13 protein-coding genes and 2 pseudogenes are annotated in these 13,993 nt (G+C 72.2%); 8 read left to right on the top strand and 7 right to left on the bottom strand.

Annotation, left to right across the window (positions count from 1 at the left end; genetic code table 11):
* Nucleotides 1-41: 41 nt before the first annotated feature.
* Together BJF81_RS01325 and BJF81_RS01320 are read left to right on the top strand one after the other, a co-directional pair.
* The gene (locus tag BJF81_RS01325; protein WP_237769948.1) at nucleotides 42-725 is read left to right on the top strand and encodes a glycosyltransferase family 2 protein; all 684 of its coding nucleotides are present in this window, start codon (nucleotides 42-44) and stop codon (nucleotides 723-725) included.
* A 9-nt stretch (nucleotides 726-734) separates the two neighbouring features.
* The gene (locus BJF81_RS01320; RefSeq protein WP_202817394.1) at nucleotides 735-1,226 is read left to right on the top strand and encodes a DUF2304 domain-containing protein; all 492 of its coding nucleotides are present in this window, start codon (nucleotides 735-737) and stop codon (nucleotides 1,224-1,226) included.
* Here BJF81_RS01320 and BJF81_RS01315 read toward each other — a convergent pair.
* Nucleotides 1,149-1,922: an inositol monophosphatase family protein gene (locus tag BJF81_RS01315; RefSeq protein WP_075956873.1), complete on the bottom strand. Its 774-nt coding sequence runs from the start codon at nucleotides 1,920-1,922 to the stop codon at nucleotides 1,149-1,151. The genes BJF81_RS01320 and BJF81_RS01315 overlap by 78 nt on opposite strands.
* Nucleotides 1,923-2,056: 134 nt before the next feature.
* On the opposite strand from BJF81_RS01315, the gene BJF81_RS01310 reads away from it, so the two are divergent.
* A complete protein-coding gene (locus tag BJF81_RS01310; RefSeq protein WP_075956838.1) occupies nucleotides 2,057-3,667 on the top strand; it encodes a Na+/H+ antiporter NhaC family protein in 1,611 nt (536 codons plus the stop codon).
* Between the two features lie 17 nt (nucleotides 3,668-3,684).
* Here the strand turns inward: BJF81_RS01310 and BJF81_RS01305 are convergent, their stop codons facing one another.
* From BJF81_RS01305 to BJF81_RS01280, 6 genes and pseudogenes are all read right to left on the bottom strand, one after another.
* Nucleotides 3,685-4,113, bottom strand: coding sequence for an OsmC family protein (locus BJF81_RS01305; protein ID WP_075956837.1), 429 nt, complete (start codon nucleotides 4,111-4,113; stop codon nucleotides 3,685-3,687).
* Nucleotides 4,114-4,206: 93 nt separating this feature from the next.
* Nucleotides 4,207-5,379, bottom strand: a complete 1,173-nt coding sequence (locus tag BJF81_RS01300) for a phosphatase domain-containing protein (protein ID WP_075956836.1) — start codon at nucleotides 5,377-5,379, stop codon at nucleotides 4,207-4,209.
* Nucleotides 5,380-5,420: 41 nt separating this feature from the next.
* The gene (locus tag BJF81_RS17115; protein WP_075956835.1) at nucleotides 5,421-6,362 is read right to left on the bottom strand and encodes a diacylglycerol/lipid kinase family protein; all 942 of its coding nucleotides are present in this window, start codon (nucleotides 6,360-6,362) and stop codon (nucleotides 5,421-5,423) included.
* Between the two features lie 2 nt (nucleotides 6,363-6,364).
* Nucleotides 6,365-8,256 (bottom strand): annotated as a pseudogene (gene dxs, locus BJF81_RS01290) (1-deoxy-D-xylulose-5-phosphate synthase).
* 89 nt (nucleotides 8,257-8,345) lie between these two features.
* The gene (gene ppk2 / locus BJF81_RS01285; RefSeq protein ID WP_075956834.1) at nucleotides 8,346-9,200 is read right to left on the bottom strand and encodes a polyphosphate kinase 2; all 855 of its coding nucleotides are present in this window, start codon (nucleotides 9,198-9,200) and stop codon (nucleotides 8,346-8,348) included.
* A gap of 33 nt (nucleotides 9,201-9,233) precedes the next feature.
* Entirely contained in the window at nucleotides 9,234-9,593 is a 360-nt protein-coding gene (locus BJF81_RS01280; protein WP_075956833.1) for a hypothetical protein, read from the bottom strand.
* Between the two features lie 130 nt (nucleotides 9,594-9,723).
* On the opposite strand from BJF81_RS01280, the gene BJF81_RS01275 reads away from it, so the two are divergent.
* The 5 genes and pseudogenes from BJF81_RS01275 to BJF81_RS01255 all read left to right on the top strand — a co-directional run bounded on the left by BJF81_RS01275 (nucleotide 9,724) and on the right by BJF81_RS01255 (nucleotide 13,990).
* Complete coding sequence (locus BJF81_RS01275) at nucleotides 9,724-10,743, top strand: siderophore ABC transporter substrate-binding protein (protein ID WP_075956832.1); 1,020 nt, start codon at nucleotides 9,724-9,726, stop codon at nucleotides 10,741-10,743.
* Nucleotides 10,637-11,740 carry an ABC transporter permease gene (locus BJF81_RS01270; RefSeq protein WP_237769947.1) on the top strand — a complete coding sequence of 368 codons (1,104 nt, stop codon included), beginning with the start codon at nucleotides 10,637-10,639 and terminating at the stop codon, nucleotides 11,738-11,740. The genes BJF81_RS01275 and BJF81_RS01270 overlap by 107 nt, the downstream gene beginning before the upstream one ends.
* Nucleotides 11,741-11,786: 46 nt before the next feature.
* Entirely contained in the window at nucleotides 11,787-12,794 is a 1,008-nt protein-coding gene (locus tag BJF81_RS01265) for an iron chelate uptake ABC transporter family permease subunit (RefSeq protein WP_202817393.1), read from the top strand.
* Nucleotides 12,795-12,807: 13 nt separating this feature from the next.
* Nucleotides 12,808-13,290 (top strand): annotated as a pseudogene (locus tag BJF81_RS20660) (ATP-binding cassette domain-containing protein); the annotation flags it as partial.
* Nucleotides 13,291-13,690: 400 nt separating this feature from the next.
* Nucleotides 13,691-13,990: a DUF2218 domain-containing protein gene (locus BJF81_RS01255; RefSeq protein ID WP_075956830.1), complete on the top strand. Its 300-nt coding sequence runs from the start codon at nucleotides 13,691-13,693 to the stop codon at nucleotides 13,988-13,990.
* Nucleotides 13,991-13,993: the final 3 nt, after the last annotated feature.

Here is a 13,993-nt window from a genome sequence, read left to right as displayed (position 1 = left end):
TCCTCGGGCGTCCCGCACCCGGGTGCGGGACAATGACGGGTATGACCCTATCGCCCCGGCACGAGGACGCCTGGCTGGTGATCCCCCTGTACGACGAGGCGAGCGTCGTCGGGCAGGTGGTCGCCGAGGCCCGGCAGGTGTTCCCCCACGTCGTCTGCGTCGACGACGCCTCGACCGACGACTCCGTTGAGCGGGCCCGGGAGGCCGGTGCGGTCGTCGTGCGGCACCCGTTCAACCTCGGCCAGGGGGCGGCCCTGCAGACGGGGCTGCGGTACGTGCTCGAGGCGACGGACGCCGCCTACCTGGTCACCTTCGACGCCGACGGCCAGCACCGGGTCGAGGACGCCGCGGCCATGGTGCGGCGGGCCGAGGAGGAGGACCTCGGGGTCGTCTTCGGGTCGCGCTTCCTCGACGACCGGACCAGGCCCGGGCTGCTGAAGAAGCTCGTGCTCAAGGCGGCGGTGTGGCTGACCAACCAGCAGACCGGGATGCGGCTGACGGACGCGCACAACGGGCTGCGGGTGCTGCGCCGGGACGCCGCGGCCGCCCTGGACCTGCGGCAGAACCGGATGGCCCATGCCACCGAGATCGTCCTGCAGCTGGGCCGCACCGGGCTGCCGTGGGCCGAGCACCCGGTCCACGTGCTCTACACCGACTACAGCCGCCGCAAGGGCCAGTCGCTGATCAACTCGGTGAACATCCTCGTCGACACCCTGCTGAAGTGAGGGCTCCCCGTGCTTGACCAACCGTTGGACCAGCCGCTCATCAAGGCGGTCCTGCTCGTGGCCGTCGTCGTCGTCACCCTCATGCTCAACGCCTCGACGGCCGACTCCCGGCACCAGGCGATCCGCCGGCTCCTGCTCGTGGGGTTCGTCCTGCTGGCCGCCGCGGCGGTGCTCTTCCCCCGGCTGCTGACCCAGGTGGCCCAGTTCCTGGGCGTGGGGCGTGGCGCGGACCTGCTGCTGTACGGGCTGACCGTGGTCTTCCTGGGCTACGTGGCCTCGTCCTACCGCCGGATGCGGCAGGTGGAGCAGCAGGTCACGACCCTGGCCCGGGAGCTCGCGCTGCGGGCCGCGGTGCACGACACCACCCGGCACCGGTCCCGGCCGGGCACCGCCCGGGACGCCTCCGAGGGCACCGCGGAAGGGTCACAGGGCGGCGACCAGGCCGGCGGCGACCTCCCGCGAGGCGGCGGCGACCAGGCCGCGGGGCCGGCCGGAGGGTGAGTAGGGCTCCCCGTCGGTGGTGAGGACGGTCCCGCCCACCTCCTCGAGCATCAGCGACCCCGGCACGTGGTCCCAGGGCATCGTGCCGCGGTAGACGAGGGCGTCGCAGTCGCCCTCGGCCAGGTGGGGGTAGTCGATCCCGCAGCTGACCCAGGTCAGCCCGAGGGGTCCGGCCTGGCCCAGGTGGGTCCCCACGAGGCGGCGTGCCGAGGCCCGGACCCGCCACGTGGCGGGGTCGGCGCCCGGGGCGTCTCGCCTCACCCGGCGTCCGTCGCACCACAGCCCCTGGCCGCGCTCGGCGACGTAGGCACGACGGTGCTGAGGCTGCCAGATCCAGGCCCGCTCGGCCCGACCGTCCCGGACCTCGGCCACCATCACCGCGTGGTCGGGGGAGCCGTGCACGAAGTTGCGGGTCCCGTCGACCGGGTCGACGGTGAAGGCGTGCGCGGCCCCGCGGAACTGCTCCAGCAGGTCGGCGTCCTCGGCGTACGCCTCCTCCCCCAGCACCATCGCGTCCGGGTAGGCCGCGCGCAGCTCACGGGCGAGGATGACCTCGGCCTCCCGGTCCGCGACGGTGACGAGGTCGCCGGGGTGGGTCTTGCTGGTGACCTCGCCGTCCGCCAACGCGCGGAAGCGGGGGTCGATCACCTCGGCGGCGACGTCCTGCAGGAGGGTGAGCACGGTCTGGGTGTCCATCGGCACGGGGCCAACCCTGCCACGGCGCAGGGACCGTCCCGCCACGGGACCCTGTGCAGGCGGCGTCGTCGCCGCTACTGTCGTCCTCGGGCTCACCTCCTCAGAAGGGCTCACCTCCTCAGAAGGGTCCGACCATGACCGAGAACCTGCCCGTCCTGACGATCCTGCCGCCGCTGCTGGCCATCGTCCTCGTCATCGCGACCAGGAAGGTCCTGCTCAGCCTGGGGGCGGGTGTCCTGGCCAGCGCCCTGCTGGTGGCCGACCTCTCCCCCGTGCCCACGCTGCGCCTGGTCTGGGAGGCCTTCGCCGGCATCTTCTGGGACGAGGGGGCGGTGAACACCTACTACGTCTACATCCTCGTCTTCACCCTGCTCCTGGGGATGATCGCGGCCCTCATCATGATGGCGGGCGGCAGCGCGGCGTTCGCCGACTGGGCCCTGGAACGCATCGGGACCCGCCGCGGAGCGACCGTGCTGCCCGCCGTGCTGGGCATCGTCATCTTCATCGACGACTACTTCAACGCCCTCGCGGTGGGCCAGGTCGCGCGACCGGTGACCGACCGGATGCACGTGGCCCGGGCCAAGCTGGCCTACATCATCGACTCCACCTCGGCCCCGGTGGCGGTGCTCGCCCCGTTCTCCAGCTGGGGCGCCAGCATCATCGGCATCATGGCCCCGATCGTGGCCGGGTCGGCCCTGGCGGTCAGCGACGTCGAGGCCTTCCTCGGCGCGGCGGCGATGAACTACTACGCCATCGCGGCCGTCCTGCTGGTGTGGATCGTCGTGGTGCTGCAGCTCGACGTCGGGCCCATGCGCCGGGAGGAGCGCCGGGCGATCGTCGAGGGGCGGACCTTCGACTCCTCCGAGGAGGTGCCCGGCGAGCTGGCCGAGGACCTGCCGGTGCACGAGCCGGGGGCCAAGAGGGCGCTGGTCATCCCGTTCCTCGTCCTCGTCGCCGGCGTCCTGGGCGGGATCGTCTGGACCGGCTACCAGGCCGGGGGCAGCTGGGCGGTGCTGGACGTCCTGGCCAACACGGCGGTGACCGACGCCCTGCTCTACGGAGGCCTCCTGGGTCTGGTCACGGCCCTGTACTACTACCTGCGCTACACCACCTCCAACCCGCGCTTCTCCACCTCCACCCTCGGCAGGGGCCTATGGGAGGGGGTGCGGTCCATGCTGCCGGCCGTCTACATCCTGCTGCTGGCGTGGATGCTGGGCTCGCTCATCGCCGAGCTGGGCACCGGGCAGTACCTCGGCAACCTCGTCGAGCGGACCGCGCTGCCGCCGGCCTGGCTGATCCCGGTGATGTTCGTCCTCGCCGGCGCGATGGCCTTCTCCACCGGCACCTCGTGGGGCTCCTTCGGGATCCTGCTGCCGATCGCCGGACAGATCATGAACACCGTCGAGGGCGGTCCCGAGCTGCTGCTGCCCGCGTTCGGCGCCGTGCTCGCCGGAGCGGTGTGGGGCGACCACTGCTCCCCCATCAGCGACACCACGATCCTGTCCAGCACGGGGGCCGGGTGCAACGTCATCACGCACGTGACCACCCAGCTGCCCTACGCCGTCCTGGGTGCGCTGGTGGCCCTGGGCGGCTACGTCGTCTTCGCGATCACGCTGAGCACCTGGCTTGGCCTGGTCGCGGTCGCCGTGGGGCTGGTCGTCGTCGGCCTCCTGGCCAAGGTGGTGGCCACCCGGCTGGAGGACGAGATCCCGGAGGCGGAGCAGGCCGAGATCACCCGGGCCTGACCGCCTCCGGGCGGGCGTCAGACCAGCTCGGCCGTCAGGGTGATCTCGGTGCCGGCCAGGGCCTTGGACACCGGGCAACCCTCCTTGGCGCCCTCGGCCATCCGCTGGAAGTCCGACTCGTCCAGACCCTCGACCGAGGCCCGGACCGTCAGGTGGATGCCGGTGATCGCCGGGCCGGTCGGGTCGAAGGTGACCTCGGCGGACGTGTCCAGCTGGGTGGGCGGGGTGCCGTTCTTGCCCAGCGCCCCGGCGAACGCCATCGAGTAGCAGGACGCGTGGGCCGCGGCGATGAGCTCCTCGGGGTTGGTGGTGCCCCCGTGCGCCTCCGCCCGGGCCTGCCAGCTGACGTCGAAGGTGCCCTGACCGGAGCTGTCCAGGCTGGTGCGTCCCGAACCGTCCGGGAGGTTGCCGGTCCAGGTGGTCGAAGCCTTGCTCGTGAGTGCCATGCGTCTCCTCCTCGGCGCCCGGACGGTCCGGGCCTGCCGTGCCCCACTGTGCCCGGCCCGCGCGCGGAACGCCACCGCCGGGCCCGGACCGGGTCAGGCCAGGGCCTCCAGCGCCGCGACGTCGGCGGCCAGGTCCCGCTCCAGCCGGTCCCGCTGGTCGGTCGACAGGTCCACGGCGCCCAGGCCGGTGCGCACGGCCCGGGCCACCTCGTGGGCCTGGTCGGTGCGCAGCAGCCCCAGCCGCACGGCGTGGACCGCGGCGCCGACGTAGGTGTCGAAGACGTGCACACCCCGGGAGGCCCACTGCCCGCGGGCCTCCTCGTCGAGGTCGGTGACGTTGTGCAGGAGCGTGCCCACGATGTGGCCGGGATCACGCTCGTGCATCTGCGCGCCCACGTCGCCGTCGGCCTGGCCGCTGTCGCCGATGAAGACCATGCGGCACTCGGGGAACAGGAGGCGGTCGCGCTCCATGTTCTGGATCTTGCGCTCGGCGATCGCCGCCTTGGTGTGCAGGTTGAGGAAGGACCCGCCGAGCACGGCGTGCGGGGGCAGCCCCAGCTCCCCGAGGTGGTTGCGGGTGTACTGCTCGACCAGACCGCGCGGCCCGCCGGGGCGGGCGGTGACGAAGGTCAGGTCACCGGCCCGGTTGGGCTCCTGGGCCGCCCCGTCGTCGAGGGCGTGCAGCAGGGCCACCACGCCGGGGTAGATCGTGCCGCGCGGGTAGCGGTCGTCGTGGATCGCGCAGGTGAGGGTGTCGTCGATGTCGCACAGGACGCGCAGGTCGGAGGTGGCGTCGACCGTGGCCTGCTCGGCGAAGTGCGCGAGCAGCCGTTCCCGCAGGTCCTCGTCGACGTCGTCGAAGACCAGGTGCTCGAGGTCGTGGTAGTCGCCCTGGGCGTTGAGCCGGTACTTCAGGTCGTGGAAGTCGGTGCCCTCGCAGTCGGTGAGGACGTCCACGATCGCCTCCTGGTGCGGCCGGGGCGTCGGTCCGTGGTGCAGCGCGGCGAGGATCTCCGCCACGGTCTGGAGGGACAGCTCCTCCCGCCGTCGCACCAGCAGCAGCTCGAGCAGCTCGGTGCGGTGGTCCGGGCCCCACACGTGGTTGTCGATGTCCCCGACCACCTCGTCGAGGTCCAGCGGTGCCAGCACGGCGTCCAGCTCCCCCGCAGGCACGTCGCGGAGGATCCGCAGCACCTGCACCTCGGCGTCCCTGCCGGTCCGCCAGCCACCGGTCAGGCTGATGATCTGCAGCGCACGCGGGTCCATGGTCTCGTCCTCGATCCTGGGGGGGGGTGGTGGGGGCCGGGTCAGCGGGCCACCCGGAGGGCGGACGGCAGCACGGCGAGCTCGCCGCCCACGATATCGGGGACGACGTCGCCGTCGACCTGGGCCAGGACGGGTTCGGGCGAGCCGACCAGCAGCGTCCGCCCGCTGCGGTAGCGCAGCGCCGGGTGGTCGGCCGCGGGGACCCTGCGGAGGCCGGTGGCGGCGATCCTGGCCCAGTCCCCCACGTGCCTGGGCGTGACCAGCACCACGTGCAGCCGCCCGTCGTCCAGCTCGGCCCCGGGGACGACGCGGGCCCCGGCGGGGAGCCGGGCCGCGTTGACCGCCAGCAGGCTCCACAGCTCCCCGGCGTCGACATCGTGGCCGTCGAGCTCGAGGGTCAGCGCGTGGCCGGGGTGCCCGAGCCGGCCCAGGCCGGGGACGAAGTAGGCCAGCCAGCGCAGCCGGTGCTTGGCGTCCGGCCGGACTGCGGCCAGGGTCGCGGCGTCGTGCCCTACCCCGGCGACCACGAGGAACGGCTCCACGAGCGTCCGGCCGTCGGCGGTCCGTAGGAGCGCCCGGCCCAGGTCCGTGGGCCGGGCGGGGCCGGACACCGCCAGTCCCGCCGCGGACCGCAGGTCCCGCAGGGGCAGGGCCGCGCCGCGGGCGAAGAGGTTGGCCGTGCCCGCCGGGACGACCCCCAGCCCGGTGGGACGGCCGGGGCCGGCGCTGCCCTCGTCCGCCAGGGCTCCGGCGACGTGCCGCACGGTCCCGTCCCCGCCGACGACGACGATCCTGGACGTTCCCCGACGGACCGCCTCGACCGCCTGTGGCCCCCCGGGCTCCTCGACCGTGGTCGGCAGCACGACGGGGTCGCCCCGTCCCGTGGCGGCGCAGGCCTGCCGGACCGTCTCGACCGCGGCGCGTGAGCCCCGGGCGACCGGGTTGACCACGACCGTGACCCGGCCGGGAGCCGGGACCGGCACGCTCAGGCCAGCCGGGCCGTCAGCGACGTGGCCACGGCGTCGGGGGTCAGGCCGACCCGGTCGAGGACCTGACCGCGCGAGCCGTGGTCGAGGAACTCCTGGGGGATGCCGTAGGCGTGTACGGGCACGTCCACCCCGGCGTCGGCCAGGGCCTGACCGATCCGTCCGGCGACGCCGCCGACGAGGGAGTCCTCGATGACGCCGACGGACCGGGACGACCTGGCCATCTCGACGAGGTCGTCGCTGACCGGGATCACCCATCGGGGGTCGACGACGCGGACGGCACGCCCCTCCGCGAACAGCTTGTCGGCGACCTCGAGCGCGGTCGTAGCCATGGCCCCGACCCCGACGAGCAGCAGGTCGACCCCCTGCTGGTCGTCCTCGGCGGCGCCATCGACCGGCACGGGGTCCCGCAGGACGTCGACCGTGCCGGACCGGCGCACCGCCTCGACCGGCTCTCCGACCGTGCCCTTGGGGAAGCGGACCACCGTCGGTGCGTCGTCGACGTCCACCGCCTCGCGCAGCATCCGGGCCACCTGCTGCCCGTCGCGGGGCGCGGCCACGCGCACCCCGGGCACCATGCTCAGCAGGGTCAGGTCCCACATCCCGTTGTGGCTGGCCCCGTCGGTGCCGGTGATCCCGGCCCGGTCGAGGACGAAGGTGACCCCCTGCCGGTGCAGGGCACAGTCCATGAGCAGCTGGTCGAAGGCACGGTTGAGGAAGGTGGCGTAGACGCTGACGACCGGGTGCAGCCCGGCGAAGGACAGTCCGGCCGCCATCGTGACGGCGTGCTGCTCGGCGATGCCGACGTCGAAGACGCGCTCGGGGTAGCGCTCGGCGAACGGCTGCAGCCCCACCGGGATGAGCATGGAGGCGGTGAGCGCCACGACGTCGTCCCGCTCCTTGCCCAGGCGCACCATCTCGTCGCTGAACTCGTCGGTCCAGCTGCGCCCGGACAGCTCCAGCGGCAGGCCGGTCTCGGGGTTGATCACGCCGACGGCGTGGAAGCGGTCGGCCTCGTCCGCCGTCGCCGGGTCGTAGCCGTGCCCCTTCTCGGTGATGGCGTGGACCAGGACGACCCCGCCGTAGTCGTGCGCCCGGCGCAGGGCCGTCTCCATCGCCTCGGCGTCGTGCCCGTCCACCGGGCCCAGGTACTTCAGGCCCAGGTCCTCGAACATGCCCTGCGGGCTGACGATGTCCTTCAGGCCCTTCTTCATCCCGTGCAGGTCTCGTAGACCTGCCGGCCCACCAGCGGCGTCCGGTTGAGCTGCCGCTTGCCCCAGGAGAGCACGTGCTCGTACTCCTGGGTGGCGCGCAGGGACGCCAGGTAGTCGGCCATCCCGCCGCGCGTCGGGGCGTAGGAGCGCTCGTTGTCGTTGATGACGATGATGAGCGGCAGGTCGCGGTGCTCGGCGATGTTGTTCAGCGCCTCCCAGACCATGCCCCCGGTCAGGGCACCGTCCCCGATCACGGCCACCGTGTGCCGGTCGGTCTCGCCCCGCAGCTTGCGGCCCGCCGCGATGCCGATCGCCCAGGACAGCGAGGTGGAGGCGTGCGAGTTCTCGACGACGTCGTGGTCGGACTCGGCGCGGCTGGGGTAGCCCGACAGTCCGCCCTGCTTGCGGAGCGTGGAGAAGTCGTGCCGCCCGGTCAGCAGCTTGTGCACGTAGGAGATGTGCCCGGTGTCGAACAGGATGGTGTCGCGCGGCGAGTCGAAGACCCGGTGCAGGGCGATGGTCAGCTCGACGACCCCCAGGTTGGGCCCCAGGTGGCCGCCGGTGCGCGAGACCGAGCTGATGAGGTAGTCCCGGATCTCCGCGGCCAGCGTCTCGACCTGCCGGGCGGAGAGTCGTTTGAGGGCGGTCGGGCCGGTGATGGTCCGCATGAGTGCCACGGGGCGTGCTCCTGTCGGGGGTCGACGACGTCGGCGAGAGGCCGACCCAGTGTACGGTCCCGCGCCTGCGAGCGCGCTGGACGTGACGGTCAGTCCATGTCCTCCCGGGAGCGCCGCACGAGCTTCTGACCCTGGGCGTGCGCGACCTCGGCGGCATGGTCGGGGACCTGCAGCTGCAGGGAGCGGTCGGTGCGCTGGTAGCCCGTCGAGGCCGGCCGGTCCGGCATCTGCAGCTCGGGCAGGTCGACCTGGTGCCACGGCAGCGAGGACAGCAAGTGGGCGATCATGTTGATCCGGGCCGACCGCTTGTCGTCGCTCTCGACGACGTTCCACCGGGCCTCGGGGATGTCGGTGTGCACGAACATCTCGTCCTTGGCCCGGCTGTAGTCCTCCCACCGGGTCAGGCTCTCCAGGTCGGTGCCGGAGAGCTTCCACCGTCTCATCGGGTCCTCCAGCCGGGAACGGAACCGTCGTTCCTGCTCGGCGTCGCTGACCGAGAACCAGTACTTGCGCAGCAGGACGCCGTCGTCGATGAGCATCCGCTCGAAGATCGGGCACTGCTGCAGGAACCGCCGGTGCTCCTCGGGCGTGCAGTAGCCCATCACCCGTTCCACGCCCGCCCGGTTGTACCAGGACCGGTCGAACAGCCGGATCTCCCCCGCGGCGGGGAGGTGCTCGACGTAGCGCTGGAAGTACCACTGCGTCTTCTGCCGCTCGGTCGGCGTGGGCAGCGCGACGATCTGCGCCTGCCGGGGTGAGAGGTACTCGGTGACCCGCTTGATCGCCCCGCCCTTGCCGGCGGCGTCGCGCCCCTCGAAGACGATCACCACCCGCTGGCCGGTCTCGCGGACCCACTCCTGCATCTGCACCAACTCACCCTGGAGCCGGAGCAGCTCGGCCTCGTAGATCTTGCGGTCCAGACGGGGGATGCGGTTCTTGGCCATGGTCCATCGTGGCACGGCCGGGCGACCGGCGTCCTACCGCATCGGTGCCCGCAGCCGCAGCGCCTCCAGCAGCAGCCCGGCCGCCCGGTGCGCGGCCCGTAGCCGCAGGCCCTCCCTGGTCAGTGACTCGAGGACGTCCCCGAGGGTCCCCGGGGGCAGCACCGGGCCCAGCTCGGGCCGCACGTCCCGCCAGGCGCCGCGCATCGCCGCCAGCTGGGCCTCCAGGTGCCGGGTGGCCATCCACGCCAGCGCCGTCGGGTGACGGCGCCAGGCCTGGTAGGCGCGGTAGTCGGCCGGGCACTGGTCCAGTAACCAGGACACCGCCGCCTCTTCCCAGCCGGGCACCCCCGCTGGGGGCACCCGGTCGGGCCAGCCAGGAGGTCCGGTCGACATGCGAACAAGTGTACGACTCCTCACCGGCGTCGGTCACGCCTCGTGCACTTACGACATACCCATGTTGGAAAAACAACGAAAGGATGCTTAGGTAACCCTTGCCTAATCATCGAAGTCCTGGACGGAGACCATGTTCCGACACTCTCGGCACGCCGTAGGCGCCGCCGCCCTCGCCCTGACGCTGACCGCCTGCGGCAGCACCGACACGCCCCAGACCGCCGGCACCGCGGCTGAGGCGGCCGACGTCTCCACGACGAGCGACCCGCAGGCCGCCACCGTGAGCATCACCGACGCGCAGGACCGCACGGTCGAGGTGCCCGTCGACCCCGAGATGGTCGTGGTCACCGACTGGAGCGTCATCCGCGCCCTGACCGACCTGGGCGTGCAGGCCGACGCCGTCCCCGCTCCGGTCAGCGGCCTGCCCGAGGACCTGGCGATCTACGAGGGCGAGGACGTCCCCAAGGTCGGCGACGTGTTCGAGCCGGACTACGAGGCCATCGAGGGCATGGCACCCGACGTCGTCATCGTCGGCAGCCGCAGCGGCACCCCGGAGGTCGTCGCCGAGTTCGAGAAGTTCACCACCGTCATCGACCTGTCGGTCCGCGCCGAAGAACCGGCCGAGGTGATTCCGCAGACCCGGGAGCGGGTCGAGCAGCTGGGCCAGATCTTCGCGGTCGAGGACGAGGCGGCCACGCTCATGGACGACCTGGAGTCCCAGATCGCGGAGCTGGAGTCGCAGATCTCCGCCAGCGGTGACACGGCGATGGTCGTCCAGGTCTCCGACGGCACGGTCTCGGCCTACGGTCCGGGCTCACGCTTCGGTCTGGTCTACGAGGACTTCGGCTACGCGCCGACCGAAGCGCCCCTCCAGGAGGGCGGCGGCCACGGCGACGAGATCAGCCAGGAGTTCTTCGTCCAGTACGACCCCGACGTCCTCTTTGTGCTCGACCGGGCCAAGGCGATCGGGGACGACGAGCAGACCCCGGCGCTGGACGTGCTGAACAACGGCCTGGCCAACACGACCACGGCCGTCCAGGACGGCCGTGTGGTCGAGGTCGACGGCTTCGCCTGGTACCTGGCCACGAGCGCACCCAGCTCGATCCAGCAGATGGTCGACGACGTCCGCGCGAGCCTGCCGGACGCCGGCTGACAGTGCCCCCCACAACGACGTCCAACCCCCCGCCGCGGTCACCACGACCGCCGGCGGGGCGACGCGGTGGCGGCTCGTCTACGCCGCCTCGCTGCTGGCCGTCCTGGCGGGTGCCTACCTGTCCCTGGGGATCGGTGCCGTCCCGATCCCGCTGGGCGACCTGCTCTCCCCCACCGAGGACCAGTGGCGGATCCTCTCGGTCGCGCGGCTGCCGCGCACCGTGGCCGTGCTGCTGGCCGGAGCTGCGCTCGCCGTCGCCGGCATGATCATGCAGCGGATCACCCAGAACTCCTTCGTCTCCCCGTCCACCTCCGGGACGACCGAGGCGGCCGTGCTCGGGGTGCTGCTGGCCACCCTCTTCCTGCCCCAGGTCGGCCTGGTCGGGAAGATGACCTTCGCCATCGGCACCGGGATCCTCGGCACGATGGTCTTCCTGCACCTGCTGCACCGGATCCGCTTCCGGGACCCGGTCGTCGTCGCCCTGGTCGGCCTCATGTACGGCGGCGTCATCGGCTCGGTGACCACGTTCATCGCCTACCAGCGCGACCTGCTCCAGCTGCTGGAGATCTGGAGCAGCGGGTCCTTCTCCAGCATGATGGCCGGGATGTACGAGCCGCTCTACCTCGTGCTGCTGGTGGGGGTGGTCGGCTACCTGTTCGCCGACCGGTTCACCGTCGTCGGGATGGGCCGCGAGTTCGCCGTCAACCTGGGGGTGCGCTACACCACCATCCTCTATACGGGGCTGGTGGTCGTGTCGGTGATGGCAGCCACGGTCGTGGTCGTCGTCGGCGCCATCCCCTTCCTGGGGCTGATCGTCCCCAACATCGTCTCGCTCTTCCTCGGCGACAACGTGCGCCGCATCCTGCCCGTCACGGCCCTGGCCGGAGCCGGTTTCGTCCTCGCCTGCGACATCGTCGGTCGCACCCTGATCCACCCCTACGAGATCCCGGTCAGCGTCGTGGCCGGCGTCGTGGGCGCGGCGTGTTCATCTGGCTGATCCTGCGCTCCACCCGCCCGGCGGCCCGGACGGCAGGAGCAGCGCGATGAGCACCACCGTCCTACGCGCCTCCGACCGCGGCCCCCTGCCACAGCTGGACGGCGCCGGCCCGGAACAGGCGCGGGAGCGGCACGTCCGGCGCACGATGGTCGTCCTGGCGCTCCTCACCCTGACCGCGCTCGCGGCATACCTGACCTGGGACGTGCGCGGAAGCTGGTCCTACGCCCTCGACCTGCGCGGCCGTCAGGCCGGGGCCCTCGTCGTCGTGGGTGCGGCCGTCGGGGCCTCCAGCCTCGTGTTCCAGACGATCGCCGGCAACCGGATCCTCACCCCCGGGGTGATGGGCTTCGACTCGGTCTACGTGCTCGTGCAGACGGTGCTGGTCACGGCCTTCGGGTCGGGGGCGCTGCTGCTGGGCGTCCTGCCGCGCTTCGCCCTCAACACGGCGGTGCTGACCGCCTTCGGCCTGCTCCTGTTCTCCTGGCTGTTCCGCGCGCGCAGCCGCAACCTGTTCGTCCTGGTGCTGGTGGGCATCGTCATGGGCACTTTCTTCGGCTCGCTCACCACCCTGGCCTCCCGGGTGCTCGACCCCGACGACTTCCTCACCCTGCAGCAGCTGACCTTCGCCAGCTTCACCACCGTGGACACCCGGCTGCTGCTCGTGACCGCGGTCGCCACCGTCGTCGGCCTGGTCGCCATGTGGCCGCTGCTGCGCGCGGTGGACGTGATCGACCTGGGCCGGGACAACGCCGTGGCCCTGGGCGTGGACTACCACCGCGTCGTGCGCCGGGTGCTCGTGACGGTCACCGTGCTGGTGGCCGCCTCGGCAGCGCTCGTGGGGCCGATGCTCTTCCTCGGACTCATCGTGGCCAATCTGGCCCGCCAGGTCGTGCGCAGCCACCGGCACACCGTCCTGGTCCCCGCCTCGGCCTGGTCGGGGTCCTCTGCTGCGTGGTCGGCCAGCTGCTCGTCACCCACCTGTTCGACCTGCGCACCACGCTCTCGGTCGTCGTCAACCTCGTCGGCGGCGTCTACTTCCTGCTCCTGCTCATGAGGACCTCCCGCCTGTGATCACCGTCTCCGACGTCCACCACTCCTACGACGGCAGCACCCCGGTGCTGGACGCCGTCGACCTGCAGATCCCCCGGGGCGCGCTCACCTCGCTGGTGGGGTCCAACGGCGCCGGGAAGTCGACCCTGCTGTCGGTCGTCGCGCGCATGCTGACCCCCGACCGCGGCCACGTGGTCGTCGGCGACCTCGACGTGCTCCGGGCGCCGGCCGACCAGGTGGCCCGGCAGCTGGCCGTGCTGCGGCAGGACAACCACGTGACCGCCCGGCTGACCGTGATCGACCTGGTGCGTTTCGGGCGCTTCCCCTACAGCAAGGGGCGGCTCACGCCGGAGTGTCACCGCATCGCCGAGCAGGCGCTGGAGTGGGTCGACCTGGGGGCCTTCCGGGACCGGTACCTCGACCAGCTTTCCGGCGGGCAGCGCCAGCGTGCCTTCCTCGGCATGGTGCTGGCGCAGGACACCGACTACCTGCTCCTGGACGAGCCGCTGAACAACCTCGACATGAAGCACTCGGCGCACACGATGGCCCTGCTCCGCCGCGCGGTCGACGAGCTCGGCAAGACGGTGGTGGTGGTGCTGCACGACATCAACTTCGCCTCCGCCTACTCCGACCACATCGTGGCCATGCGGGACGGCGCCGTCGTCGCGGCCGGGCCGCCCTCCCAGATCATCCGGCGCGAGGTGCTGCGCGAGGTCTTCGACATGGACATCGTCGTGCAGGATTTGCACGGCATGCGTCTGGGCGTCTACTGGACACCCGGTGCGCCGGTCGCGGCCCACCACGGCGACGCGCCCCCGTCGAGGACCCGCCCTCCGTGCCGGTCGACGCCCCAGCCACCGACCCCGACCTCGTCCCCTCCCCCGACAGGAGCCTCTCCCGATGACCACCGTCCGCGCCGACGTGCGCACCGACACCCCGGCCCGCTGGGCCAAGCAACTGGCCTCCCACCTGGGGCGCAAGCTCACCCAGGAGGAGACGCCGTCCGGACCCCAGGTGGTGATGGACGGCGAGCACGGATCGGCCCGCTGCCTGATGGACACCACCCGCCCGGACGTGCTGCGGCTGGAGGTCGAGGGCAGCAGCCCCGAGGTCGCTGAGCGGCTGACCCACGTCGTCGGGTCCCACCTGGAGCGCTTCGGGCAGAAGGCGGGGCTCGTCGTGGAGTGGCACACCCCCTGAGCC

The organism is Ornithinimicrobium sp. CNJ-824, from assembly GCF_001942405.1.
GTDB lineage: Bacteria > Actinomycetota > Actinomycetes > Actinomycetales > Dermatophilaceae > Ornithinicoccus > Ornithinicoccus kibberensis.
Note: the sequence above shows the minus strand (reverse complement) of the source record. Positions and strands in the feature narration are given on the sequence as shown.